Here is a 23,246-nt window from a genome sequence, read left to right as displayed (position 1 = left end):
CGGATTAACACATTTTCGATACAAGGCGGCGAGCCGCAGATAGTACAGGTAGTACGGCAAGGCGGGCCAACGTCGTAGCAAAAGTTAAGTTAATTCGCCATACCGCAGCAGAGCAAAGATTTCCATGAACAGCGAAACCGGCCTTATTCAACTGTTTTCCCAACATTTTCCGATTATCTACGAATATCGCCAAATGTTCTTCTTCGGCATGCTGGCCACCATCGGCATCGCCGCCGCCTCCACCTTTTTCGGCATGATTCTGGGCTTGTGCAACGCCCTGATCCGCGTGATTCGAATCGAAAAAGGCAACATCGTTACCAAAGGCCTGCTGCGGCTGCTGCAACAATGCTCGCGCCTCTACGTTACCCTATTCCGCGGCACGCCGATGCTGGTACAGATTTTTATTTGGCACAACGTGTGGTCGCCCCTTTTGGTGCACCAGCAAAACGGCCTGTTAATCAGCGGCGATTTGGCTATCTACCTGCGCCAGAACTATGCCCCGCTGGTGGCTGGTATCTTGGCACTCTCCTTCAACTCCGGCGCCTACATCACCGAAGTATTCCGCTCCGGCATCAAATCTATCGACCGCGGCCAAATGGAAGCTGCCCGCTCGCTCGGCTTGAGCTACGGCCAAGCCATGCGTTACATCATCCTGCCGCAAACCCTGCGCCGTATGCTCGGTCCCTTGGGCAACGAATTTATCACCCTGCTCAAAGACAGTTCGCTCTTGGCCACCATCGCCGTAGCCGAGCTGACCTATGTCGCCAAGAGCGCGGCCGGCCGCTATTATGTGTATGAAGAACCGTATTACTTCATCGCCTTGGTTTACCTGATGCTCACCATGACACTGGCCTGGTTCTTCTCCCACCTGGAGAAAAAATACAATACCGACAATAACCGCTAACCGCTTGCTTCTCTCAACCAAAAGGCTACCTGAAAATTTCAGGTAGCCTTTTTATCATTTGCAGCGCTTACTCTGCAGGAAAAACCGATCCACTCCGTTTTCGCACCACACCAGCTTCTGTTCCTGAGCAGCGGCCAGCAGGCGGTCGTTTTCCGGCAGGGCGGCACGTTCGGCTTCGGGGTGGTAGAGGTGGTAGGCCACGGCGGCGAATTTCAGGTTGGCGCGTTGGCCGCCGTTGTTGAAAAAGCGGGCGACAAATTCGCTGTCTTCGCGCCCCCAGCCGACAAAATCGCTGTTGAAGCCGTTGATTTTCAGCGCGTCTTCGCGGAAGAAAGCCATATTGCAGCCTCGGATGCCGTGGAAATCATCGCGGGTTTCGCGGCGCAGGATGCGCTGGGAAAGCCACGGCAGGCGGCAGGCAGAGAAGCGTTTTTCAAAACGTTTTTCCAAGCCCTTTTCATACCATTTGAGCACTCGGTAGCTGGCAGGATTGGCCAGCAGCTCATTGGTTTTCTCGGGCGTGAGGATCACGCGGCTGCCCTGCACAAACAGGCCTTTTTTTGCGGCGTGTTTGTGGTCGGCGATAAATTCGGGATGCAGCACCATATCGCCGTCGATAATCACGATATAGTCGCTGCCCGCCTGCGCCAGGGCGCGGTTGCGCGATTCGGCCAGGCGGAAACCGTCGTCGGGCTGCCAGGCATGCAACAGCGGCACGGGAAACTGCGCCCGATAGCGTTCGACCACGGCACGGGTATCGTCGCGCGAGCCGTCGTCGGCCACAATCACTTCCTGCGGCAGCACGCGCTGCGCCAGCACCGAACGCAACACGGCTTCCAGCGCGTCGGGGCGGTTATAGGTGGTGGTGATGAGCGACACGCTTAGCCGCTGGTTGGCCTCGTGCAGCTTGATGTATTTGTAGTAGGCACCGCTGGCGTTGGCAAAGGCAATCGTCCAGCCGTCGCCGCCGTCGAGCATGCCGCGTTTCAAAATATAGTTTTTGAAAAACGCCGCCGCGCCGTGCCCTACCGCGCCGAGCACGGAAGCGCGCCGTTTGAATTGCTGCTGTGCGGCAAACAAATCGGTGTAGTGCTGCATTTTGCTGATGAGGGCGGAAGCGCCATCGAACGAATAATGCAGAAGCGGATATTTTTCATGTAGCCTCACCACGCTGCTGCCGGCCGGTTCGATCAGGGACTCATGCACTTGGTTGTCGTTGAAGCGCACGGTTTGGTGCTGGTAGAGGCGTTTCACCCAATCCGGATACCAGCCGCAGCTTTTGATGGGGCGGCCGCGATAATGGTTTAGGCGCGGCAGGGCGTAGATTTTGCCGCTGTCGCTCCAATCCAGCGCGCGGATGGCTTCCGCTTGCTCGGGCGGCAGGATTTCGTCGCTGTCGATATTAAGCACCCAATCGTTGCGCGCCAAACCGGCGGCCAGGTTTTTCATCGGGCCGAAGCCGATAAAATCATGATGGTGCACGGCCACATTGGGGAAGCGGCGGGCAATGTCGATCGTGCGGTCGGTGGAGCCGTTGTCGAGCACGATGATTTCGTCAAACGCGGCCAGCGCGGCCAGGCAGGTTTCCAAGTGCCGCTCGGCGTTTTTCACCAGCATGGTGATGCTCACGGGAATGGAGGTCATAAGGTCTCTTCTATTGAATACGATTGGATGGCAAAGGCTGCCTGAAAGCGAAGCCTTAACGCCGTTAACACGAGCAAAACGGGTTTCGCTAAAATAAGGCGTTTAAAAGCAGCCAAGCCAAGGTTTCAGGTAGCCTCTAACGCCGTTTGCGGGCAGGCGCAGGCGTTTGACCGGCGGCATACACCACAAATACGGTCGGCTGCTTGTGCAGGTCGGGCAATTGCGGCTGTTTGCGCCATTCGCCCGCCCTCATGCTGATGATGCGCTGCTCCGGCAGGGTGAGATTGCTGGCGGCGCACAGCAGGGTATCGGCTTGCAACGCGGCCACGGCATCGGCCAGCAGGGCGTTGTTGCGATACGGGGTTTCGATAAAGATTTGGCTTTCGTTGCGGCGCTGCGAATCTTGCTCGATGGTTTTCAGGTAGCCTACCCGTCCGGCAGAATCGGCGGGCAGATAACCGCGGAAGGCAAACTGCTGGCCGTTGGCGCCGGAGGCCATCAGGGCAAGCATCAGGCTGGACGGCCCCACCAGCGGCCACACGGCAAATCCGGCGCGATGCACCAGTGCCACCAGCGCCGCGCCGGGGTCGGCCACCGCGGGGCAACCGGCTTCGCTGAGCAAACCCATGCTGCGGCCTTGGTGCAGCGGTTGCAGCAAATCGGGCAATTCGGCAGGCTCGGTGTGTTTGTTTAACGTGCGCAGGCTCAACTCTTGCAACGGGGCGTTCAAGCCGAAATGACGCAGGCAGGCGCGGGCGGTTTTCTCACCTTCAACCACAAAATCGGTAAGGCCGGCCAGCAGCTTTTGCTCGTGCGGCAGAAGGCAGGGGGTATCCGGGCTGCCTAGCGGAGTGGGGATAAGGAATAAAGTGGGGTGCATAGTTTTGTTGCTGGCCTAGAAAAGGCTACCTGAAAATTTGGTGGGCTATCTCTCACTATTCGGAAACTTGCTGGTGCGTTTTAGCTTCGGAGAAACTCGCCTCACTCATTTTAACTGCGTTGAAGCTTCGCTTCCAGGTAACCTATGACGTATCAAAGCGTTTCACGATAGGCCGCCAAATCGGCGGCGGTTTTGGTGGGGATAAATTGGGTGATTTGGTATTCGGCCAGTTTGGCTCGGTAAAACGGGTCTTCGGCAATCACGGCCTCGGCCTGCGCCCGGCTGTCGGCACGCATGATAATCACGCCGCCGGTGCGCGGTTCTTTGTGGCCGGAAAGCAAAAACGTGCCGGCTGCGTAGTGGCGGTCAAGATATTCGATGTGGGCTGGAAGATAAGCCTCAATCTCGGATAATGGTTTGATATAGTTTAGGGAAACGATAAACATAACTGCCTCCTTGAGTCGTTAAAACATTTTTAATGAGGCTACCTGAAATTTCAGCTAGCCTCAAGCTCACAAAACCGCCATCCCTTCGGCCTGCAAAAAATCAATCAGCCGGAAAATCGGCAGACCGATGAGGGCATTGGGATCGCTGCTGTCGATGCGTTCAATCAGCGCACCGCCCAAACCTTCGCTTTTCGCGCCGCCGGCGCAATAAACCGCATCCGGTTCGCGCTCCAGATAACGGGCGATTTGCTGCGCGGTAAGCGGGCGCATCTTCACCGTGGTGGTATCCACATGGCGGTGCAGGCTACCTGAAAACGTATTGAGCACACACAATGCGCTGTAAAAATGCAGCTCTTGGCCAGCGGTTTCAGCCAGCATTTGTTGTGCTTTCGCCACGTCCATCGGCTTGCCCAACTGCCGCCCGTTGCAGCAGGCCACTTGGTCGGCACCGATAATCAAATGCCGCGGGAAATGCACAGCCAGCGCACGGGCTTTAGCCTCGGCCAAGCGTTGGGCAGTTTGGCAGGGCGTTTCTCCGGGCAACGGCGTTTCATCGCAATCAGGCGCGGCAGTGGTAAATTGCAGGCCAAGCTTAGCCAGCTGCTGCCGTCGGAACAGCGAAGAAGAAGCGAGGACAATCGGCGGAACTGTGTTCATAAACCGTATTAAAATATTGACGTTTCAGGCGGCTGATTATATCATGGTGCGTTTATGTCAGACCCTATTTTGATTGATCCGAAGGTGCTGGCCGAACAGGCACAGCATCTGGCCGGCCAAATCCGGCTGAGCGAGATGGATGAGCGCGTGAGCCGGCACGAGTTTTTGGCCGAACGGCAAACGCCTGTGTCTTTTACCTTACAGGGCGGCTGCGATAAACGGCAGCGCCTGTATTTGGATTTATCGGTTTCAGCGCAGTTGTCGCTGGTTTGCCAACGCTGCATGCAGCCGTTGCCCTTTGCTTTAAACGAACAGGCGCATATCGTTTTGTTTGATAGCGAAGAAACGCTGGATGAAGCCATGGCAGCCGAAGAAGAGCTCGAAGGCATGCTGCCAGAAGCGCAGTTGGATGTCGGCATGCTAGTGGAAGAGCAGATTCTGATGGCGCTGCCGTATGCACCCTGCCACGAAAGCTGCCATTCTGATACGCTCGATGCCGTCAATCAAGATCGCCCCAATCCGTTTGCTGCTTGGGCGGCGTTGAAAAGTGGTCGTTAATTATTTTATTCAGGTTTATCCTCAGGAGTTTGCAACATGGCTGTTCAACAAAACAAGAAATCCCCCTCCCGCCGCGGCATGCACCGCTCCCACGACGCGCTGACCGCTCCCGCCCTATCTGTAGACAGCGCTACCGGCGAAGTACACCGCCCGCACCACATTTCCGCCAACGGCATGTACCGTGGCCGCAAAGTCGTTAAGGCCAAAGACGAGTAAATCAGCCATAGGCCGATTCCAAGCCAGCAGATTGCCCTTAGCAATTACTGGCTTTTTTGCGTTGCATTGCAAATATAGGGCAGCAAAGAAAACCGGGGTTTCAGGCAGCCTGAAACAGCCTCTGTGCCTATTGGTTGCCCTCTGCTTGGTTGCCCTCTGCTTGGTTGCCCTCTGCTCAACAGCTGTTTACAATTTGCCGTCACGCAGATAACTCAATAACAACCCTCACTGCGCCGACTTAACAAAGGATTGAAAATGTCGGAAAAAATTTGGTACACCTACGACGAGATTCATCAAGCCATCCGCCATCTGGCGCAAAAAATCCAAGCGTCCGGCACTCGCTACGATGCGATGATCGCCATTGGCGGCGGCGGTTTCATCCCCGCGCGGATGCTGCGTAGCTTCATCAATATTCCAATCTACGCCATCACCACCGCCTATTACTGTAACGACCACAGCCACACCCCCCGCGATTCCGTGCAGAAAATCCAATGGCTCGACCCAATGCCGGAGAGCTTGAAAGGCAAACACGTTTTGGTGGTGGACGAAGTAGACGACAGCCGTGTTACCCTGCAATTCTGCCTCGAACAGCTGCAAAAAGAAAACTTTGCTTCTCTAGGCGTAGCCGTATTGCACGAAAAAATCAAAGAAAAAAAAGGCACCCTACCGCCCAATATCGCCTACTTCAGCGGCCTTGTTACGCCCGACTGGTGGATTAACTACCCCTGGGATGCCGACGACATCAATGAACACAACGCACTAGCCGCCCAAAAACCGCAACTGCCCTAAGGGCTACCTGAAACCATCCGTCCGCCGCTATTCCATTCTATCTTTCAGGTAGCCTCATGGCACGGCAACGGAACACAACGGAAACACAGAATTAAATGATTACTTTAGCCATAGACGCAATGGGCGGCGATGCCGGCCTCACGGTTACCATTCCGGCAGCTTTGGCCTTCCTACAAGAAAAAACTGATGTCAAACTCATTCTGGTAGGCAATGAAGAAGCCGTTCGCAGCACACTGAGCGAACACGCTTCACACGAGCGGCTACAAATCATACATGCCAGCGAAGTGGTGGACATGGACGAAGCCCCACAGTCGGCCTTGAAAAACAAAAAAGACTCCTCTATGCGCGTGGCCATCAGCCAGGTAAAAGCAGGAGTAGCGCAGGCAGCCGTATCCGCCGGTAACACCGGCGCACTGATGGCCACTGCCCGCTTCGTGCTCAAAACCCTGCCCGGCATCGACCGGCCGGCAATTGCCAAATTCATGCCCTCTAAAGGCGGCGGCCTCGCCCTGATGCTGGATTTGGGCGCCAACGTGGATTGCTCCGCCGCCCAGCTGTTGCAATTTGCCGTGATGGGCGGCGAACTGTTCGGCGCCATGTATCCGCGCAACAGCCAACCGCGTATCGGCCTGCTTAATGTCGGTACTGAAGACATCAAAGGCGGCAGCGTGATTAAAGAAGCACACCACCTGTTGCAACAAAGCCCGCTGAATTTTGTTGGCAACGTGGAAGGCAACGCCGTGTTCAGCGGCGAAGTCGATGTTGTCGTGGCTGACGGTTTCACCGGCAACGCCGTACTGAAAGCCATTGAAGGTGCGGTTAAATTTATCGGCGGCATTATCCGCGAAGAATTCAGCCGCAACTGGCTAAACAAACTGGCTGCCCTGCTGGCACTGCCCACCCTGCGCGGCTTCAAAAACCGCCTCGACCCGCGCAAGTTTAACGGCGCCATCTTCCTCGGCCTGCGCGGCATCGTGATCAAAAGCCACGGCGGCGCAGACGTAGAAGCCTTCAAATACGCCCTGCTCGAGGCCTACCACGAAGTTGAATCCGGCTCCATGGCCAAAATCGAACGAGGTATCGCCACCCAAATGGCACGCCTGACTACTGCAGCAGAGCAACCCCAAACTGCGACCAACCACGCAGAATAAGCCCCAACCATCCCGCAACCGAAAGGACGGTACAGCATGAATTGGCAACAACCATGGATTATCGGCAACTGGAAAATGAACGGCCGCCGCAGCTCAACAGCGGCATTTGCCCAAGCTTGGACGGCACAAAGGCTACCTGAAAACGTTAGCACCGGCATTGCCGTCCCCCTGCCCTATCTGCTCGACTTAAAACAAGCCGCCTCCACCCTACCAGTGGGCGCACAAGACGTCAGCCGCTTCGATAAAGACGGCGCATTTACCGGCGAAACCTCTGCCGCCATGCTGGCCGACCTTGGCGCACAATTCGTTCTGCTCGGCCACTCTGAACGCCGCCAGTATTTCGGCGAAAACAACGAATTCCTCTCTGCCAAACTAGACAACGCCTTAGCCGCCGGTCTTACTCCGATTCTGTGCGTGGGCGAAACTCTAGCCCAACGCCAAGCCGCCCAGGAGCAGGCTGTAGTGGCCAGGCAACTCTCTGTACTGCGCGGCAAAGCCATGCCCCATATTGCCGTTGCCTACGAGCCGGTGTGGGCTATCGGTACCGGCCAGGTGGCCTCTGCCGAACAAATTGCCGATATGCACGCTTTTATTTACACGGAACTCTTGTCTTTCGCCAACAAGAGTGCTAGTATTCGCGCTCTTTACGGCGGCAGTGTCAATGCACAAAACGCACAAACCATCCTGACCCTGCCTAATGTAGACGGTGCCTTAGTCGGCGGCGCATCCTTGCAGGCCGACAGTTTTGCCGCCATCGTTCAAGCCGCAGCAAAGCAATAAATAGCGAAACAAACATGGAAGCTTTTAAAACCCTTATTATGATTATTGGTGGCTTTGCCTCGATTGCTGTCATCGGCCTAGTGCTGATGCAGCAGGGCAAGGGTGCTGATGCTGGTGCGGCTTTTGGCACCGGCAGCGCGCAAGGCGTATTCGGTTCTGCCGGCAGCGCCAACTTCCTCAGCCGCAGCACTGCTATCGCCGCCACTGTATTTTTCTGCTGCTGCTTAGCACTCAGCATCATTTCCTCCAAGCAGAACAGCGGCAACAAACTGGGCTTGGATACGCCTGCTGCAACACAACATCACGCTCCGGCCGCTTCGCAACCAGCAGCAGCCAGCAAACCGGTTATTCCGGAGTAAGAACAAATTCTGATTTTTCAGCCGACATGGTGGAATTGGTAGACACGCTATCTTGAGGGGGTAGTGACCGTAGGTCGTATGAGTTCAAGTCTCATTGTCGGCACCATCTTCACAAAACAGCCCAAATTTTCGGGCTGTTTTTTTACGTCTAACGCCGTATATCCCCATATACCAAACACTAAGCCAGACAAGGCTTTCAAGCCAATACTAACCACATTAGCCCCCGCCTTTATCGTATAACGCCGTATATTCCCGTATCGTTGAATAAACCAAAATCTGGGGGTATATTTGGGGGTATGTGAGAATACCCCCGAAAACATACCCCCAGAATGCCCCTGAACGACCGCCAAATCAAGAACGCGAAACCTACCGGCACAGGAAAGAAAGCCAAGCTGTTTGACGGCGGCGGCCTGTATCTGGAAGTTACCCCGGCAGGCGGCAAAATCTTCCGCCTGAAATACCGTATCGACGGCAAAGAAAAAACGCTGACTATCGGCAAGTATCCTGCCGTTTCCCTATCCGAAGCCCGGCAAGCTGCCGAAAACGCCCACCGTCTGCTGTCAGGCGGGCAAGACCCCACCACCGCCAAGCAACAGGAAAAGCAAGAGCGAAAAGCCGCCGCCCTAAATACCTTTGAAGCCCTTGCCCGCCGTTGGCATGCCGACAACCTGCACCGCTGGCAGCCCGTTCACGCCGAACGCATCCTTGCCGATATGCAAAAAGACGTGTTTCCCCATATTGGGCAAATACCGCTGGCCGAAGTAAGCGTTTCCGACGTGAAGAACGTTATTGCCGCTATTGTGGCGCGCGGTGCCAATGTAACCGCCGAGAAAGTTCGGCAATGGATAGGCGCGGTGTACACCTATGCCGCCATGCTGGAGATAACCGACCGCAACCCCGCCGTACCGCTACGCGGCCACTTCGAGAAAAAGACCACCCGCCACATGCCCGCCCTGCCCCGCGAAGAACTGGCCGAGTTTTACCGCCGCCTGATACTGGCCGATATTGGCCCGGCAAACAAAATTGCCCTGCTGCTGACTATGCTGGTGTTTGTACGCAATACCGAACTGCGCGGCGGGCAATGGGCGGAAGTGGATTTTGCCGCAGCGCAATGGATTATTCCCGCCGAGCGCATGAAGATGAAACGCAGCCATACTGTGCCGCTTTCCGATTGGGCGCTGGAGCTACTGCGGGAACTGCACGACTTAACCGGCAATACTCCCTATCTATTTCCCAGCCGCACCAAAACCACCGGCTTTATCAGCGATGCCACCCTAACCCGCATCATTGAGCGCCTAGGCTACAAAGGCATAGCCACCCCGCACGGCTTCCGCAGTTTGGCAAGCAGCATCCTGAACGAACAGGGCTACAACCCAGATGCCATAGAACGCCAGTTAGCGCATGAAGAAAGCAACCGGATTAGAGCCGCCTACAACCGGGCAGAGTATCTGGCCGAGCGGCGGGAGATGATGCAATGGTATTCAGACTATCTGCGGGAGCGATACCGCCAAGCCCAAGCCTTGATTGCAACAGCCGGGGCTACCTGAAAAACAAGACACCGGCAGGCGGGCTGGTGTTTTATTTTGCTTAGTATTATCCTTAATCTAGCCTAATGCCGTATAACGCCGTATTGCAGCCGATAACACATAGTAGTAACATCACGGCAAGAAAAGCTACAGGAGGGAAATATCATGCCCGCCATTATGACCAGCCGGGAGTTTAATCAGCACACCTACCGCGCCCAGCAAGAAGCAGAAAAAAACCCTGTTGTGATTACCAACAGGGGCAGGCCGGCGCATGTGCTGTTGAGCTATGCCGACTATCAGAAACTAACCGGAGGCCGTCGGAGCGCACTAGAGACACTGCAAAGCCTGAATTATCCCGATACCGCCGCCGATATAGAGCTGGAAATTCCCCCGCGCAGCAAAGCGCAACGCCAACCAGTGAATTTCACGGAGGATTAGCCGTGTATCTGCTGGATACCAATGCTATTAGCGAAATGCGGAAAATCCGACACGGTACGGCAAACAAGGGGTTTGCCGCTTGGCTGTCTACCGCCGATAGCGGCGCGTTCTACACCAGCGCCGTTGTTGTAATGGAACTTGAGCGAGGCATATTGCGTATGGAGCGCAAAGACCCTGCACAAGGGCAGGTATTGCGGGCGTGGTATAGCGCCATCATGACGGGGCTATTTGCCGGCCGCATTCTGCCGATAGACGAGCGCACCGCCGCTGTTTGTGCCGCCCTACATATTCCAGACCCCGCCCCGGAAAATGATGCGTGGATAGCCGCTACCGCCAAACAATACGGGCTGGTGTTGGTAACGCGTAATACTGCCGATTTCCAAGGAAGTGGGGTAAGGCTGCTTAACCCGTTTGAGGTTACCTGAAAACAGAGCGGACTTAATAAAACTTAATATTCGGTTTCAACATTTTTCAACAGGAGGCTAACTGAGGCGATTGCCTAGGCTACCTGAAAAATCATTTTTGGATAGGGTTTGGAATGGGCTTTATTTTTTCTGAAATCAACAAAGAGCATGACAAATATATTTTGTTGGAAGATATTGTATTACTGGTACAGGAATTGGACGGCGACAAGCCAAGCCTTATGGCAACCGCAAAATTCCTCTTGCAGAAATATGAGAAGAATTACATTGAAGATATCCCTTTTGGCTATGTAGACGAGGAATGTTTTATTTGGACTATATCCGGCCTATATAAACGAGCTAATCATAAACGCCCATTACTTCATTTTTTAGAATTTGTAGCTTCCTATAACTGCTTTGATAATGGCTGTTCGGAAGATAACCCAAATTGGGTAAGCCATAATGAGTATTTAAATATCTATCTGAAAAAAAGAGCCGTTGCCTTTTTCTTAAAAAATGAATGCGGGATAAAAGATTTTCATGGTTGGCAAGAGTTTAAACAGGAGAGCCAAATCAATGAAGTGCAGCTTGCCACTGACGAAGATATCGAACAGGCAACCCCACCATCTGCAAGTGCGCCGCAACAGAAAAGAGCCGAAAACATGCAAGCCTGCATCATAGCCGCCCTTGCCTGTATGTACACCAAAACAGATTGCAGCAAGCCATACGAGGCTGCCGAGACCATACGCCAAGAATGGCAAAGACAGTCTGACAAACTAGGCAATCCACCCAGCAAGGACACTATCGGGAAATACATTCTGCAAGGCATAGAACGCCTTTCAAACTGAATCTAATTAGAATTGAGCATTTCTAAAGCAATCCTAATTAGAACTAGCCGCCCATGAGGCGGCTTATTCTTTGCCCCGTTATCCAACAACAGCTAACGAGGTATCAAACCATGCAACAAAGCATCATCCGCCCCAAACAAGCCGCCGCCCTGTTCGGTGTTTCCCTCTCCACCCTTTGGAACTGGAACAACCCCAAGCACCGGCTATACCGCCCCGACTTTCCCAAACCCTTCAAAGTTTCCGCCAATACCACCGGCTGGCTGCAATCAGAGATTGACGGCTATATCCGTAAGCTGGCCGAAAACCGCTAGGGAGGCAGGCCATGCAAAACAAAAACCGCCCGAACGCCAAGCATCCGAACGGCCAAACAAAGGGAATTACCACTACCCGACATTCTACCATCCCCACGCAAAACCAGCGCATCCTCTCCGCCCTGCAGAGCGGGCAAAGCCTGACCGCCTACGATATGCACCAAATGGGCATCATGGGCTGCAACGCCCGTATCTGCGAACTGAGGCAGGCGGGGCACAATATCGTCTGCATCATGGAACGGACAAGAAACCAGTTCGGCCAAACCGTGAAACGCGGGCGTTACTGGTTAATGCCGGAGGGCAGGGCATGAAAGCAAATCAACTTGCCACCACCTGCCAAGGCGTAGCCGTAACCATTACCGCCAAATACGGAATGCGGGCAGACAGCCGAAATATCGCCGAATTGTTGGGCATTAAGCACCGCAGTTTTATGAAAACCATCGACCGCTATCAGGAGAAATTGGCCGAAGTGGAGCAACGCACCAACCCTTCCAACCCGTTTTACCACGTGAGATTTGAAATCGCACGTGGCAAGAGGGAGCAGGGAGGGGGAACGCCGGAGCGCTATGCATTATTAACCGAAACGCAATGCTATTTCATTGGCACATTGTCCAAAAATACGGCGCGGGTAGTGGATTTCAAAGCCCGCCTAGTTATCGCCTTTGCACAAGCGCAAAAGCTGCAAAGCGTACATGACAACGAATACAGCCCTTTCCGTCATTTATGCCATGACGCAGCCCGTGCTATGTATCAAAGCGCATCGGAGAGAGGCAGCGGGGTAGCCGAGCATATTTATCACGCCAACTTGGAACGCATGATAAACAAGGCATTCAACCTTCAGACCGGCACCCGCCGCACCCTGCCGCCCAATATCAAGGCGTTAATCGGCAGCGCCTATCAAATCGCACAGGCAGCCATTGAGGAAACACTTGCCACAGGGCAAGACCACCGCGCGGCCTACCGGGAAGCCAAGCGCAGGGTAAACGGCTTGGCGGAACTGGCCGCCATCGCCGCCCAACCCCAAGGAGCATTGCAATGAGCCAACCCCAACACCCTTACCGCCACGGCTGCCCCATCTGCCACATCACGAAAACCCGCCTGCCCTTCTGCATCCACCGCAAACACCAGCGCATCATCGCCATGATGGCGCTGTTCCGGTACGAGCGCGATTTAATCGAGCATCTGGCCGGAGAGCTTGGCGACTTGACACAAGACTTTGCCGAGCCGCAACGCCACGGCATCGCCGCCATCCTAGCCCACCATCTGGCCGAAGCAGACCACTACCTAGGCAAACTTGGCAGGCTGCTGAACAAGGCTACCTGAAACCGGAGAACTGCTATGCACAATAACCGCAAAACCATCGAAACCCGTATTTGCGAGATGCTGGCACAAGGCCACAGCCTGGCCGCCATCTGCCGCAGGAAGAACCTGCCCGCCCCCAGCACAATCTACAAATGGCTGGCCGAAAGCCCCGAATTTTCGGAGCGATACGCCCGCGCGCGCGAGCAACAAGCAGACTTCTACGCCGACGAAATCATCGAAATAGCCGACAACTGCCCGCCCATCCATGAAGAAATTGCCAAAGCCAAAGTACGGATAGACACCCGCAAATGGAAAGCTGCCCGCCTTGCGCCCAAGAAATACGGCGACCGCCTGGACGTGAATGCCACCGCCGCCGTGAAGATTGAGACCCGCAGCCTGGCCGATATTTTCGGGGCAGACTGAAGTTTCCTGAAGTATCGGCATATTAAGTTTTATTAGGTTTTCAAAACGCGCCAAACCGCCCGTATTGCGTTTTAACGGCCTTGTCCCTGCTTGGCTGTCATCCCCCTGCACCAGCCGCAGAAATGCCCTATAGCGCGAAAGCAGGCGGCCTGAAACCGCAAAGTGCAATCAGCACTCCTCAAATTTGAGGGCTGCTGGCAAAACAAAGGATTAACCATGCTGTACGCCATTGCCGCCCTGTTGTTCCTGCTGGTGTGGCACAGTAAAAACATTTGACAGATTGAGCCTTGAGAAGCAGAATGCAGACTCTCTCTCAAAAGCAAATACCCGAAAACGGCACGGGTAAAACGCCGTTTTTTATCGCCATCACAATTCAGGTAGCCTGATTGGCGTGCGTGTGAAATTAACACGACCGTGTCAAAATCAGACGAACGTATGAAATTCATACGGCCTTTCAAGTTATGGCGGTGTCGGCAAGCAGTAATGCCCCGGCTGGTTGTATTTGCACCAGAGAGAGCACCGCCCCCTATTCGGGCTTCTCAAATCTCTCAAGAAAGCAAATACCATGCAATCCAATCTCCAAACCATCCTTCAGCACAGCAACCTGGAAAACGGCACGACCTGCTACAGCCACGCAGGCCGCATCATCAATCCGTTTCTGTCCGCCGTGGCTATCCCCGAACAATATCATGCCGACCTTGCAGCCCAATCCTGCAGCTGGCAGCCGCTAGGCCTCCACACCAGCGAACAGGCCGCCCGCGCCGCCTGCCTGACGTTTATCGCCACCCTGCCGCCCGAACAGGCCGCAGAGGCAGGCTACAGCATCATGCAGCCCGGCAGCCCATTATTCGACAGGCTGCTTGCCCGACTGCCCCAAACTTCCTGCTAAACCCAAACACCAGCCCCGCCCGCTATCGGAACGGGGCAGCCTTCCCCTGCCCGCCAAAGGCCGCAGAATGCGCTTGGATTGCATTCAGGCCGCAGGGCAAGGGGTAGGGCTACCTGAAAGGACAGACACCATGCAAAACACCAATACAGCCCAACTAATCCCCATCACCGGCCAAGCCATCGCAGGCGAAGAGCGGCAGGCAGTCAATGCCCGTGAACTGCACGCCTTCCTTGAAGTGGAAGCCCGCTTCAACGACTGGATAGCCCGCCGCATCGAAGAATACGGCTTCATCGAAAACGCGGATTTTTTGGTTACTCAAATTCAAGTAACCAAACCCACCGGAAGGGGCGGCAACAGAAAACCCGTTATTGAATACTTCCTCACACTCGACACCGCAAAAGAACTGGCTATGGTAGAGCGCAACGCCAAAGGCAGGGAGGCACGCCGCTACTTCATCGAATGCGAGCGGCAGGCCAAACAGGCCGCCGTTGCCCTGCCAGACTTTACCAACCCTGCCGAAGCAGCCCGCGCATGGGCGGCGGAAGTGGACAAGAACAACGAGCAGCGCAAAACCATCATTGAGCAGGGGGAGCGGCTATTGAAAGCCGAGCCGAAAGCTGCCGCGCTGGATTTGCTGGCCGACAGCCGGGGCGCGAGCAACCTCACCCTGACCGCCAAACACCTCAAAATCCCCCGCCACGAGTTAATCGCCCTGCTGCGGCGCAGCAAATGGATATGGGCGGGCAGTCCCATTCAGGCCACACAAGCCGCCATCGACAGCGGCGTAATGGTGCAGGTGGCCGGCATCTCCGAGCGCAACGGGCGGCAATATACCCAAGCCCTGGTAACCGCCCGGGGCTTGGCTAAGCTGGCTGTGTTTTTACAGGAGCAGGCAGCATGAAAACCCAACATCCGCACAGCGCAAAACCCATGAAAACCAATCATCCGACCAAGCCGCCGAAATCCTGCCTGCTGGCCGTGGGTTATTGCCGACCTGAAAGCCCGCTGGTGTATGAATACCAGCCAATCGGCCATTTCCCCACCAAAACCGCCGCCAAGCAGCGCATAGAGGAACTGAAGCAGGAAGCACCCGATTTGCTGTTTCTGATACTGGAAACCAACCCGAGCAAACAGGCAGCCGTCTATCAGAAATTCGCCGCTGCCCTGAACGCCTAGGCAGCATCCCGAAAAGGAGCAGAGAAATGGGCAACCGAAAGAGAAAGGCAGCGAGATGGCAGGAGGCAGCGGAGAAACGCAACAGAGAGCCGTTTTTCCCGCTCCGCTACGACGTATTGCGCAGCCCCGTGATACAGACCCTGTCAGGCAACGCCGTGAAGCTACTGGCCTACCTGATGGCACAATACAACGGCTACAACAACGGCGATTTATCGGCCACCGACAAAGGAACGGCAGAGGCAGGAGCGTTCAAATCGACCGCCACCCTTGCCAAAGCCAAACGCGAGTTGCTGGAAAGCGGGCTGATAGCCGTATCGAGGCAGGGCGGCAAGAACCAATGCACCTTATACGCCCTGACTTTCCTAGCCATTGATGATTGCGGCGGTAAGCTGGATATAGGCGAAACCAGCCGCGCCCCCGACGACTGGAAACGCAGGCATTACGAGCTAAACCCCATCCCGTCGTTAAAGCAGCATTGAGTTTGAACTATTTCCGTTTTGGAACTAGTTCGATTTTCCCAGCTGCCGGAATCCTGTATTAGCCACTATTAGACGCATGATGGCTAATTGGCCATTTACAGATAAGGCTACCTGAAAACCCGACACCAGCCGCCGCGCTGGTGTTTTGCATTCCCCGGTAGTTCGGATTGAAATCCGAGAGCCGGATTTATTTCCGCTGTTCGGATTTATTTCCGAGCTTTGATGTTAGGTTTTGTGAGGTTTTCTCGTGCTGCAATGACAGGTTTTGACAAGTAGCTGCCTCCCGCCGGAGCTGGTGAACCATCTGCACCACCTAGTGAACCTGCTACACCAGCCGCGCCGGAAAATATGACAAGTTTTCAGCAATCGGAGCGGCGGCAGAATCCCCGGTTGCCACCCCCGAAAACAGGGGCGGCTTGTGTGTTATACAGTAACAAACTCATTCAAAAAAAATTAATTCTTGTACTTCAAAAACTGAAGTAATTAAGCCGCTATTACTTCAATTTCTGAAGTAACGCTTGCCTAAAAAATGGGCAATTACTTCAAAAACTGAAGTAGTCAGGCCATTTTTGGCCTCCGAGTTACTTCAATTTCTGAAGTCCTATATATATATAAGCCATATATACCCCCATTTTTTCTTTCACCCTCTTGCACAAAATATAGGCAGAAACACACGGGCGGCACACGGCGGAAAATTTCGGGCTACCTGAAAACTTGGGAGCGGAAAAACACACGGCGGCCATCCTCTGCCGCCCCATCCCTTGCAGACTATCCGCCCTGCATGGGCTCTACCCCTGCCGACACCTGCAGGCCGACTGAACGGGAGCAGCCGCACCGGGCTACCTGAAGCAGGGCAGGCCGCACACCTGCCCCAAACCCTGCCCGCTTCCTTCCCTGCCGCACGACACCAGCCCCCCAACTTTGGGGCTTCTCTACACATCAAGCCATTACAGGCCGGCAACGGCAAACCTTCGGCGTGCGTTTTCGCACGACCGTGTGAAATCCTTACGCCTGGGGTTTCTGAAAGATATAAAAAAGGGAAGCCCCGTTTCCAAACCTTGCCGCAATCTTGCCGTTGCCGCCTGCCAAACAAACCAATCCCCACCATGCCGACCGGAAACAGAAAAGCAGCGGCAGCGCATACTAAAAAACCAGTAAGCGCATAAATGCCCTATTTTGCGTTTTAATGCGATTTATACCTTTCAGGCTAATACCTATTATCCGACCATATAAACGCAATCCTAGCGTATCCTAGACCACCTAGCGCACGTTTTGGGATATTTGACAGGGTAAGACGGCAGGATTCCTGAAAATCGGAACGGGGCAAGGCCTGTTTCCCTGCCCTCCTGCCGTCCCAAGTTTGGTTTTTTCAGGCAAGACATCGGCAGGCAGCCCCACCCCCTGCCATTTGCTGCCCACTCCCCGACACCAGCCCCGCGCCATGCAACCGATTAAAACCGCCTTGCCGAACCGCACTTGCAAAACAACCCCACGAAAGCCCGGTTTGAAACATCAATCCCATGCAATGCCCCAATCTGCAGAATTTGCACCTTCGGAATGCGGGCATCGCACGCGTGAGACAGGGGAAAGATTTTGACTTGTGCAAAATGGGGGTATATTTGGGGGTATATCAACACAACATGAAAATAAAATATCTTATAAACAATGCATTAAATCACTAATTCAAGTCTCATTGTCGCACCATCAAACAAAAACGGCCCAAATTTTCGGGCTGTTTTTTACGTCTAACGCCGTATATCCCCATATACCAAACACTAAGCCAGACAAGGCTTTCAAGCCAATACTACCCACATTAGCCCCCGCCTTTATCGTATAACGCCGTATATTCCCGTATCGTTGAATAAACCAAAATCTGGGGGTATGTTTTCGGGGGTATGTGAGAATACCCCCGAAAACATACCCCCAGAATGTCCCTGAACGACCGCCGTCTGCTGTCAGACGGGCAAGACCCCGCTGCCACCAAGCAACAGGAAAAACAAGAGCGAAAAGCTGCCGCCCTAAATACCTTTGAAGCCCTTGCCCGCCGTTGGCATGCCGACAACCTGCACCGCTGGCAGCCCGTTCACGCCGAACGTATCCTTGCCGATATGCAAAAAGACGTGTTTCCCCATATTGGGCAAATACCGCTGGCCGAAGTAAGCGTTTCCGACGTGAAAAACGTTATTGCCGCCATTGTGGCGCGCGGCGCCAATGTAACCGCCGAGAAAGTGCGGCAATGGATAGGCGCGGTGTACACCTATGCCGCCATGCCAGCCATGGTTTGGGGTGGTAGGGGGGGTGAGTTGGCGTAGGATGCCGAATGAGGCAAGCGACAGAAGCAGCACAGTAGCCCAGATGAAGTGCAGGCGCAGTTGGCGCAGGCTTGGGCGGCTGCCGGCAGGGGTTTACAGCTGCAGCCGCCACACTTTCATCGGCAGAGTTTGCCTGCGCAAGCTGTGCCGGCAGAGACGGAAATAGCCCCACCACACGGCAAGGATAATCAGCGCTACAGCAGTTTCGGCCAACAGCAAGGCTTCTTAACACAGGGCGGCGAAATGGCGGCGGAAAGAGGCGGGGGCGGGAGTGCTCATGCGAAGTGTTGTCGGCAAAAAGAATGAATGGTTTGGCTGTGTTGCCGGAGGTTACCTGAAAACGGGTCGATCACCAAATCGGCGGGCAGTTTGCGCAGCCAGGTGAGCTGGCGCTTGGCGAGCTGGCGGGTGGCGGCAATGCCTTGGGCGATGAAAGTGTTGCGGTCGGTTTCGCCTTGCAGGTGCGCCCAGGCTTGGCGGTAGCCCACGCAGCGCACGGCGGGGTAGTCGGGATTGAGCTCGGGATATTGCGCTTGCAGTCGGCGCACTTCTTCGAGGAAGCCTTGCTCCAGCATGGCGTGGAAGCGTTGTTCGATATTGCGGTGCAGCCGTTCGCGTTGCGCCGGAATCAGGGCGATACTGCGCAGGGAGAGCATCGGCGCGGCGCTGGACTGTTCGGCAAAGTGTTGGCTGAGCGGCCGGCCGGTGAGCAGCCACACTTCCAATGCGCGTTCGATGCGCTGGCTGTCGCCAGGCTTGAGGCGGGCGGCGGTGGCGGGGTCGGCCTGCTGCAGTTGGGCGTAGAGGTGCGGCAGGCCGTGTTGTTGTTTTTGCTCTTGCAGTTGGCGGCGGATTTCAGGATTGGCGGCAGGCAGGCTGTTAAGGCCGTTAACGAGGGCGTAGTAGTACATCATGGTGCCGCCCACAATCAGCGGCAGGCGGCCGCGCGCATGGATTTCGTGGCACAGGCGCAGGCAGTCGCTCAAAAAATCGGCCACGCTGTAGCTTTGCGGCGGGTTGATGATGTCGATGAGGTGGTGCGGCACGGCAGCGCGCTCGGCCGGAGTGGGCTTGGCAGTGCCGATGTCCATACTGCGGTAAATCAGCGCGGAATCGAGGCTAACGATTTCCAGCGGCAGCTTTTCAGCCAAGGCAAGCGCGAGCACAGTTTTGCCGGCGGCGGTGGGGCCGAGCAAGGCGAGTGCCGGCGGCAGAGTGGATTGCGGCATGAGGCTACCTGAAAAAGAAATCAATATTCCGGCTTTATGTTTCAGGTAGCCTGTGGCCACACAAAAGGCTACCTGAAACATAAAGCCACCCGCTGCGGCATTCTATCAGCCGCATGATTAGAAAACAAAATATAGTGAACTAAAATAAGAATGCTACAGCACTGACCCGCCCTGCCCCGCTCCCGCCTTTCAGGCTACCTGAAAATCAGGTAGAGTTCGGCCTAACGTAAATTTCCCCATTTCACCCATGAAACACAGCCAATTTCACCGCATCGGCATCGTTACCCGCCCTAACACCCCGCACTTGGGCGAAACCCTGAGCGAGCTGGTGGCCTTCTTTCTGGGAAACGGGCTCGAAGTGCTGCTAGACGAAGAATGCAGCAATGTTTTGCTTGCCAACCCGCTGGCCGAACGCTGCCGCCGGGTGGCCAAAGAAAACATGGGCACCTGCTGCGATCTGGTGCTGGTGCTCGGCGGCGACGGCACCTTTTTATCCGTAGCCCGCCAGCTCGCACCCTACCGCATCCCCATCATGGGCATACATTTGGGGCATTTAGGCTTCCTCACCCAAGTGCCGCGCCAAAACATGATTGCCGACATTTCGCGCATGCTCGCCGGCCAATACCTGCCCGAAGAGCGCATCATGCTCGAATGCACCACGCAGCGCCACGACGAATCCGACTGCACCGCGCTGGCCCTCAACGAAGTAGTCATCAACCGTGGCGGCTTGGGGCAGATGATTGAATTTGAAGTGTTTATCAACCAAGAGTTTGTCTATACCCAACGCTCCGACGGGCTGATTGTGTCCACCCCCACCGGTTCCACCGCCTACGCCCTGGCCGCCGGCGGGCCGATTCTGCAATCCACCCTGCGCGCCCTCACCCTCGTGCCCATCTGCCCGCAATCCATGACCAACCGCCCCATCGTGGTGCCCGACAGCTGCGAAATCGAAATCCTCATCACCAAAGCCGACAACGCCCGCGTGCATTTCGACGGCCAATCCCACCTCGACCTGCACAGCATGAACCGCCTCACCATCCGCCGCTACCGCAACACCCTGCGCGTGCTGCACCCCACCAACTACCAATACTACAAAACCCTGCGCCAGAAACTGCATTGGGGCGAGCAGCTGGTTTAGCAGACAGAGGCTACCTGAAAACGGTTTTGATCAATTAAACCGGCCGAGCTTGTATGACCGGCTTTTGGTTTTTCAGGTAGCCTTTCCACCTTTGAATCCTCCATGTATAAATGCCGGACAATTCAAATCAAAAAGGCTACCTGAAATCTTTAGCTTCACTTTCAGGTAGCCTCTTCAAGCAATAAATCTCCAGGGAAACCGCATGGGCAATACGCTTAGCCCAAGCTAGCAAGCAGGGGAAGGCTAGCCAACGCTGTAGAAAGTAAAGCGTTCCGACTATAGCCGTTTCAGGTAGCCTCTTTGCCGCCCGATGCCTTGCTATGCGTACCTGCCCACTCAATCAATGCCTGGCGCAAGTCGTCCAGGCCCAGGCTTTGGGTAACGGAGAGGCGCACGGCGGCGATTTGGCCGCTTTTGCTGCGCAGGATGCCGGGCTGTTGCTGCTCGGCGGGCAGGAGGTCGATTTTGTTATACAGCAAAAGCTGCGGCACATCGGCGGCGCCGATTTCGGCCAGCACGCGGTTGACGTCTTCCATACGCTGCTCGTAGCCGGGCTGGGAAACGTCGGCCACATGGAGCAAGACGTCGGCTTGGGCGGTTTCCTCCAGCGTGGCGGAAAAGGCGGCCACCAGGCGGTGCGGCAGGTCGCGCACGAAGCCAACGGTGTCGGTGAGGATGATGCTGTGTTCGCTGTCGAGATACAGGCGGCGGGCGGTGGTGTCGAGCGTGGCGAAGAGCTGGTCTTTGGCCAGCACATCGGCTTTGGTGAAGCGGTTGAACAGGCTGGATTTGCCGGTGTTGGTGTAGCCCACCAGGGCGAAGGTGGGCAGGCTGCCCTGCTGGCGGGCTTTGCGGCGGGTGGCGCGCTGCCGGCGCACGTCGGCCAGGCGTTTTTTCAGCGCGGTGATTTTTTGGGCGATGAGGCGGCGGTCGGTTTCGAGCTGGGTTTCGCCCGGGCCTTTGAGGCCGATGCCGCCCCTTTGGCTTTGCAGGTGGCCGTAGCCGCGCACCAGGCGGCCGGAAAGGTGGGTGAGCTGCGCCAGCTCCACTTGCAGGCGGCCTTCCTGGCTTTGCGCGCGCTGGGCGAAAATGGCGAGAATCAGCCCCACGCGGTCGAGCACGCGGCATTGCAGCTTGGCTTCGAGGTTGCGCTCCTGCGTGGGCGTGAGCTCGTGGTTGAATACGGCCAATTCGATATTGTGCGCCTGCACTTCGGCCGCCAGCTCCTCGGCTTTGCCTGTGCCCACAAACAATGCGCCGCCAGGGCGGTCGCGGCGGGCGGTGGAAACGTGCACCAACTCCCCGCCGCCGGCACGCACCAGCTCGGCGGCTTCATCCAGCACGTTTTGAAAAGCGCGGGCGCGCTGCTCGTTGCTGCCGGAGAAACTGTCGGCCAGCATCACGCCCACCAGCAATACGCGCTCGGGGCGGCTGAGGGATTTGTCGGGCTGGAGAGGCGGGCGGCGCGGCATGACATCAGGCAGAACGATTGAAGATGCGGCATTATAGCGCATGGGCAGGCGGATGCAGGCTACCTGAAAACCATATTATGGTTTTCAGGTAGCCTTCAAGCAGCGGGATAGATGTTTACAATATCTTGTTTTTTGTTACAATCCGATCATCGGCAATACCCTTTTTCCCCCTTTCCAAACAGGAGCGGCAAGATGAAGCAAACCATGATGAACACGGCAGCGGGCGTATTGGCGGTGCTGCTATTGGGCGGCGCGGGCTTGGCTTGGGCGGATGGTTTCGACCCGTGGCTGGCAGACGGGCTGAACAAGCAAATCCAGCAGAACCGCGAAGCACAACAACAGCCAACCTACCACGGCCCCACCGCCGCCGAAATACGCGCCTGGGAGCAGCGTGAGGCGGAGGTGCAAGCCGAAATCGCGGAACTGCGCCGCACGCCGTTTTATATGGCCATCACGCGAGATTGGGATAGAAAAGGTCTGTGTTGGTCGGGTGGTTATCGTTCGGAGAGCAGAGCGATTGAAGAGTCAATGAAATGCCATCGCGGCGCATCTAATGTTTCCGTGATCACCACGTTTAGCAATGCCTGTGCTGTATTGGTATATGCCCGTAATCCGCCGCGTTCGCGTAATGATATTTTTGTGGGCATTGATAAAGACGACAGGCGGGCAGCAGAAAAAGCGATGAATGCCTGCGAAGCGGTACACGGCAAGCGGAAAGACCGCTGTTTGTTTTCCAATATACAAACCCGCAACGGTACCGCTTTCTGCGCTGGCTACGATTACAGCGTGTACGGGCAAGATTGACATTGGATTGGGTATCGGCAAAAGGCTACCTGAAAATTTCAGGTAGCCTCTTTGATTGCTTGCGAAAGGCGGTTGTGCCGGATGGCAGCGCGGCTATGCCGGCCTATTCGTGCG

The 23,246-nt window shown here is 55.5% G+C and carries 29 protein-coding genes and 1 tRNA gene; 24 read left to right on the top strand and 6 right to left on the bottom strand.

All coding sequences use genetic code 11. The annotated features are described in order from the left end of the window. Positions 1-124 precede the first annotated feature (124 nt). Positions 125-904: an amino acid ABC transporter permease gene (locus A7P97_RS03290; protein WP_067530380.1), complete on the top strand. Its 780-nt coding sequence runs from the start codon at positions 125-127 to the stop codon at positions 902-904. Positions 905-958: 54 nt separating this feature from the next. Here A7P97_RS03290 and A7P97_RS03285 read toward each other — a convergent pair whose 3' ends face one another. The 4 genes from A7P97_RS03285 to A7P97_RS03270 all read right to left on the bottom strand — a co-directional run bounded on the left by A7P97_RS03285 (position 959) and on the right by A7P97_RS03270 (position 4,531). Then, complete coding sequence (locus A7P97_RS03285; protein ID WP_067530379.1) at positions 959-2,548, bottom strand: glycosyltransferase; 1,590 nt, start codon at positions 2,546-2,548, stop codon at positions 959-961. Positions 2,549-2,684: 136 nt separating this feature from the next. Continuing rightward, positions 2,685-3,428, bottom strand: coding sequence for an SAM-dependent methyltransferase (locus A7P97_RS03280; protein WP_067530378.1), 744 nt, complete (start codon positions 3,426-3,428; stop codon positions 2,685-2,687). Between the two features lie 152 nt (positions 3,429-3,580). Beyond that, positions 3,581-3,874 (bottom strand): YciI family protein, encoded by a 294-nt coding sequence (locus A7P97_RS03275; RefSeq protein WP_067530377.1) that lies wholly within the window; start codon positions 3,872-3,874, stop codon positions 3,581-3,583. 66 nt (positions 3,875-3,940) lie between these two features. Then, positions 3,941-4,531 (bottom strand): nucleoside triphosphate pyrophosphatase, encoded by a 591-nt coding sequence (locus tag A7P97_RS03270; protein ID WP_067530376.1) that lies wholly within the window; start codon positions 4,529-4,531, stop codon positions 3,941-3,943. Positions 4,532-4,585: 54 nt separating this feature from the next. On the opposite strand from A7P97_RS03270, the gene A7P97_RS03265 reads away from it, so the two are divergent. The 21 genes from A7P97_RS03265 to A7P97_RS10350 all read left to right on the top strand — a co-directional run bounded on the left by A7P97_RS03265 (position 4,586) and on the right by A7P97_RS10350 (position 18,489). Continuing rightward, positions 4,586-5,089: a DUF177 domain-containing protein gene (locus A7P97_RS03265; RefSeq protein WP_067530375.1), complete on the top strand. Its 504-nt coding sequence runs from the start codon at positions 4,586-4,588 to the stop codon at positions 5,087-5,089. Between the two features lie 36 nt (positions 5,090-5,125). Beyond that, entirely contained in the window at positions 5,126-5,305 is a 180-nt protein-coding gene (gene rpmF / locus A7P97_RS03260; protein ID WP_067441481.1) for a 50S ribosomal protein L32, read from the top strand. Between the two features lie 255 nt (positions 5,306-5,560). Then, positions 5,561-6,094 (top strand): phosphoribosyltransferase, encoded by a 534-nt coding sequence (locus A7P97_RS03255; RefSeq protein ID WP_067525395.1) that lies wholly within the window; start codon positions 5,561-5,563, stop codon positions 6,092-6,094. A gap of 95 nt (positions 6,095-6,189) precedes the next feature. After that, positions 6,190-7,245 carry a phosphate acyltransferase PlsX gene (gene plsX / locus A7P97_RS03250; protein ID WP_067530374.1) on the top strand — a complete coding sequence of 352 codons (1,056 nt, stop codon included), beginning with the start codon at positions 6,190-6,192 and terminating at the stop codon, positions 7,243-7,245. A 36-nt stretch (positions 7,246-7,281) separates the two neighbouring features. Then, a complete protein-coding gene (gene tpiA, locus A7P97_RS03245) occupies positions 7,282-8,025 on the top strand; it encodes a triose-phosphate isomerase (protein ID WP_067530373.1) in 744 nt (247 codons plus the stop codon). Between the two features lie 14 nt (positions 8,026-8,039). Continuing rightward, on the top strand, positions 8,040-8,384 hold the full coding sequence (secG, locus tag A7P97_RS03240) for a preprotein translocase subunit SecG (RefSeq protein ID WP_067530372.1): 345 nt from the start codon (positions 8,040-8,042) through the stop codon (positions 8,382-8,384). Between the two features lie 20 nt (positions 8,385-8,404). Beyond that, positions 8,405-8,490, top strand: a tRNA-Leu gene (locus A7P97_RS03235). 223 nt (positions 8,491-8,713) lie between these two features. After that, positions 8,714-9,931 (top strand): integrase arm-type DNA-binding domain-containing protein, encoded by a 1,218-nt coding sequence (locus A7P97_RS03230; protein WP_067530371.1) that lies wholly within the window; start codon positions 8,714-8,716, stop codon positions 9,929-9,931. Between the two features lie 144 nt (positions 9,932-10,075). Continuing rightward, positions 10,076-10,348: a type II toxin-antitoxin system Phd/YefM family antitoxin gene (locus A7P97_RS03225; protein ID WP_067530370.1), complete on the top strand. Its 273-nt coding sequence runs from the start codon at positions 10,076-10,078 to the stop codon at positions 10,346-10,348. A gap of 2 nt (positions 10,349-10,350) precedes the next feature. Further along, positions 10,351-10,773, top strand: coding sequence for a type II toxin-antitoxin system VapC family toxin (locus A7P97_RS03220; protein ID WP_067530369.1), 423 nt, complete (start codon positions 10,351-10,353; stop codon positions 10,771-10,773). Positions 10,774-10,886: 113 nt separating this feature from the next. Continuing rightward, positions 10,887-11,597 carry a hypothetical protein gene (locus tag A7P97_RS03215; RefSeq protein ID WP_067530368.1) on the top strand — a complete coding sequence of 237 codons (711 nt, stop codon included), beginning with the start codon at positions 10,887-10,889 and terminating at the stop codon, positions 11,595-11,597. 110 nt (positions 11,598-11,707) lie between these two features. Next, positions 11,708-11,908 carry an AlpA family transcriptional regulator gene (locus A7P97_RS03210; protein WP_067530367.1) on the top strand — a complete coding sequence of 67 codons (201 nt, stop codon included), beginning with the start codon at positions 11,708-11,710 and terminating at the stop codon, positions 11,906-11,908. A gap of 11 nt (positions 11,909-11,919) precedes the next feature. Then, positions 11,920-12,219 carry a helix-turn-helix domain-containing protein gene (locus A7P97_RS03205; RefSeq protein WP_067530366.1) on the top strand — a complete coding sequence of 100 codons (300 nt, stop codon included), beginning with the start codon at positions 11,920-11,922 and terminating at the stop codon, positions 12,217-12,219. Further along, complete coding sequence (locus A7P97_RS03200; protein WP_067530365.1) at positions 12,216-12,947, top strand: Rha family transcriptional regulator; 732 nt, start codon at positions 12,216-12,218, stop codon at positions 12,945-12,947. The genes A7P97_RS03205 and A7P97_RS03200 overlap by 4 nt, the downstream gene beginning before the upstream one ends. Further along, positions 12,944-13,231: a hypothetical protein gene (locus A7P97_RS03195; protein ID WP_067530364.1), complete on the top strand. Its 288-nt coding sequence runs from the start codon at positions 12,944-12,946 to the stop codon at positions 13,229-13,231. The genes A7P97_RS03200 and A7P97_RS03195 overlap by 4 nt, the downstream gene beginning before the upstream one ends. Before the next feature lie 15 nt (positions 13,232-13,246). After that, positions 13,247-13,633, top strand: a complete 387-nt coding sequence (locus A7P97_RS03190) for a hypothetical protein (protein WP_067530363.1) — start codon at positions 13,247-13,249, stop codon at positions 13,631-13,633. A gap of 565 nt (positions 13,634-14,198) precedes the next feature. Continuing rightward, the gene (locus A7P97_RS03185) at positions 14,199-14,522 is read left to right on the top strand and encodes a hypothetical protein (RefSeq protein ID WP_067530362.1); all 324 of its coding nucleotides are present in this window, start codon (positions 14,199-14,201) and stop codon (positions 14,520-14,522) included. 130 nt (positions 14,523-14,652) lie between these two features. Then, positions 14,653-15,423: an antA/AntB antirepressor family protein gene (locus tag A7P97_RS03180; RefSeq protein ID WP_067530361.1), complete on the top strand. Its 771-nt coding sequence runs from the start codon at positions 14,653-14,655 to the stop codon at positions 15,421-15,423. After that, entirely contained in the window at positions 15,420-15,698 is a 279-nt protein-coding gene (locus A7P97_RS03175) for a hypothetical protein (RefSeq protein ID WP_067530360.1), read from the top strand. Before A7P97_RS03180 ends, A7P97_RS03175 begins: the two co-directional genes overlap by 4 nt. A gap of 26 nt (positions 15,699-15,724) precedes the next feature. Continuing rightward, the gene (locus A7P97_RS03170) at positions 15,725-16,177 is read left to right on the top strand and encodes a hypothetical protein (RefSeq protein WP_067530359.1); all 453 of its coding nucleotides are present in this window, start codon (positions 15,725-15,727) and stop codon (positions 16,175-16,177) included. A 1,928-nt stretch (positions 16,178-18,105) separates the two neighbouring features. Further along, the gene (locus tag A7P97_RS10350; protein ID WP_197474164.1) at positions 18,106-18,489 is read left to right on the top strand and encodes a hypothetical protein; all 384 of its coding nucleotides are present in this window, start codon (positions 18,106-18,108) and stop codon (positions 18,487-18,489) included. 275 nt (positions 18,490-18,764) lie between these two features. On the opposite strand, the gene miaA is transcribed toward A7P97_RS10350, so the two are convergent. Beyond that, the gene (miaA, locus tag A7P97_RS03160) at positions 18,765-19,718 is read right to left on the bottom strand and encodes a tRNA (adenosine(37)-N6)-dimethylallyltransferase MiaA (protein ID WP_067530358.1); all 954 of its coding nucleotides are present in this window, start codon (positions 19,716-19,718) and stop codon (positions 18,765-18,767) included. 247 nt (positions 19,719-19,965) lie between these two features. Between miaA and A7P97_RS03155 the strand changes: the two genes are divergently transcribed. Beyond that, on the top strand, positions 19,966-20,856 hold the full coding sequence (locus A7P97_RS03155; RefSeq protein WP_067530357.1) for an NAD(+) kinase: 891 nt from the start codon (positions 19,966-19,968) through the stop codon (positions 20,854-20,856). A 287-nt stretch (positions 20,857-21,143) separates the two neighbouring features. On the opposite strand, the gene hflX is transcribed toward A7P97_RS03155, so the two are convergent. Next, entirely contained in the window at positions 21,144-22,328 is a 1,185-nt protein-coding gene (gene hflX, locus A7P97_RS03150) for a GTPase HflX (RefSeq protein WP_067530953.1), read from the bottom strand. Between the two features lie 192 nt (positions 22,329-22,520). Here hflX and A7P97_RS03145 point away from each other — a divergent pair, with 192 nt between their 5' ends. Continuing rightward, complete coding sequence (locus tag A7P97_RS03145) at positions 22,521-23,132, top strand: DUF4189 domain-containing protein (RefSeq protein ID WP_067530356.1); 612 nt, start codon at positions 22,521-22,523, stop codon at positions 23,130-23,132. Positions 23,133-23,246 lie beyond the last annotated feature (114 nt).

This window comes from Eikenella sp. NML070372 (genome assembly GCF_001648415.1).
Taxonomy (GTDB): Bacteria; Pseudomonadota; Gammaproteobacteria; order Burkholderiales; family Neisseriaceae; genus Eikenella; species Eikenella exigua.
This window is presented reverse-complemented; position numbering and strand designations above follow the sequence as displayed.

Excerpts from the sequence above, each read along its gene's own strand:
- A7P97_RS03225 (WP_067530370.1), top strand. The coding sequence starts at position 10,076 with ATGCCCGCCATTATGACCAGCCGGGAGTTTAATCAGCACACCTACCGC.
- A7P97_RS03285 (WP_067530379.1), bottom strand. The coding sequence starts at position 2,548 with ATGACCTCCATTCCCGTGAGCATCACCATGCTGGTGAAAAACGCCGAG.
- A7P97_RS03200 (WP_067530365.1), top strand. The coding sequence starts at position 12,216 with ATGAAAGCAAATCAACTTGCCACCACCTGCCAAGGCGTAGCCGTAACC.
- A7P97_RS03230 (WP_067530371.1), top strand. The coding sequence starts at position 8,714 with ATGCCCCTGAACGACCGCCAAATCAAGAACGCGAAACCTACCGGCACA.
- A7P97_RS03155 (WP_067530357.1), top strand. The coding sequence starts at position 19,966 with ATGAAACACAGCCAATTTCACCGCATCGGCATCGTTACCCGCCCTAAC.
- A7P97_RS03190 (WP_067530363.1), top strand. The coding sequence starts at position 13,247 with ATGCACAATAACCGCAAAACCATCGAAACCCGTATTTGCGAGATGCTG.
- A7P97_RS03280 (WP_067530378.1), bottom strand. The coding sequence starts at position 3,428 with ATGCACCCCACTTTATTCCTTATCCCCACTCCGCTAGGCAGCCCGGAT.
- A7P97_RS10350 (WP_197474164.1), top strand. The coding sequence starts at position 18,106 with ATGTCCCTGAACGACCGCCGTCTGCTGTCAGACGGGCAAGACCCCGCT.
- A7P97_RS03265 (WP_067530375.1), top strand. The coding sequence starts at position 4,586 with ATGTCAGACCCTATTTTGATTGATCCGAAGGTGCTGGCCGAACAGGCA.
- A7P97_RS03205 (WP_067530366.1), top strand. The coding sequence starts at position 11,920 with ATGCAAAACAAAAACCGCCCGAACGCCAAGCATCCGAACGGCCAAACA.
- tpiA (WP_067530373.1), top strand. The coding sequence starts at position 7,282 with ATGAATTGGCAACAACCATGGATTATCGGCAACTGGAAAATGAACGGC.
- A7P97_RS03270 (WP_067530376.1), bottom strand. The coding sequence starts at position 4,531 with ATGAACACAGTTCCGCCGATTGTCCTCGCTTCTTCTTCGCTGTTCCGA.
- A7P97_RS03195 (WP_067530364.1), top strand. The coding sequence starts at position 12,944 with ATGAGCCAACCCCAACACCCTTACCGCCACGGCTGCCCCATCTGCCAC.
- miaA (WP_067530358.1), bottom strand. The coding sequence starts at position 19,718 with ATGCCGCAATCCACTCTGCCGCCGGCACTCGCCTTGCTCGGCCCCACC.
- A7P97_RS03185 (WP_067530362.1), top strand. The coding sequence starts at position 14,199 with ATGCAATCCAATCTCCAAACCATCCTTCAGCACAGCAACCTGGAAAAC.
- hflX (WP_067530953.1), bottom strand. The coding sequence starts at position 22,328 with ATGCCGCGCCGCCCGCCTCTCCAGCCCGACAAATCCCTCAGCCGCCCC.
- plsX (WP_067530374.1), top strand. The coding sequence starts at position 6,190 with ATGATTACTTTAGCCATAGACGCAATGGGCGGCGATGCCGGCCTCACG.
- A7P97_RS03210 (WP_067530367.1), top strand. The coding sequence starts at position 11,708 with ATGCAACAAAGCATCATCCGCCCCAAACAAGCCGCCGCCCTGTTCGGT.
- A7P97_RS03175 (WP_067530360.1), top strand. The coding sequence starts at position 15,420 with ATGAAAACCCAACATCCGCACAGCGCAAAACCCATGAAAACCAATCAT.
- A7P97_RS03275 (WP_067530377.1), bottom strand. The coding sequence starts at position 3,874 with ATGTTTATCGTTTCCCTAAACTATATCAAACCATTATCCGAGATTGAG.
- A7P97_RS03145 (WP_067530356.1), top strand. The coding sequence starts at position 22,521 with ATGAAGCAAACCATGATGAACACGGCAGCGGGCGTATTGGCGGTGCTG.
- A7P97_RS03170 (WP_067530359.1), top strand. The coding sequence starts at position 15,725 with ATGGGCAACCGAAAGAGAAAGGCAGCGAGATGGCAGGAGGCAGCGGAG.
- secG (WP_067530372.1), top strand. The coding sequence starts at position 8,040 with ATGGAAGCTTTTAAAACCCTTATTATGATTATTGGTGGCTTTGCCTCG.
- A7P97_RS03290 (WP_067530380.1), top strand. The coding sequence starts at position 125 with ATGAACAGCGAAACCGGCCTTATTCAACTGTTTTCCCAACATTTTCCG.
- A7P97_RS03255 (WP_067525395.1), top strand. The coding sequence starts at position 5,561 with ATGTCGGAAAAAATTTGGTACACCTACGACGAGATTCATCAAGCCATC.
- A7P97_RS03215 (WP_067530368.1), top strand. The coding sequence starts at position 10,887 with ATGGGCTTTATTTTTTCTGAAATCAACAAAGAGCATGACAAATATATT.
- rpmF (WP_067441481.1), top strand. The coding sequence starts at position 5,126 with ATGGCTGTTCAACAAAACAAGAAATCCCCCTCCCGCCGCGGCATGCAC.
- A7P97_RS03180 (WP_067530361.1), top strand. The coding sequence starts at position 14,653 with ATGCAAAACACCAATACAGCCCAACTAATCCCCATCACCGGCCAAGCC.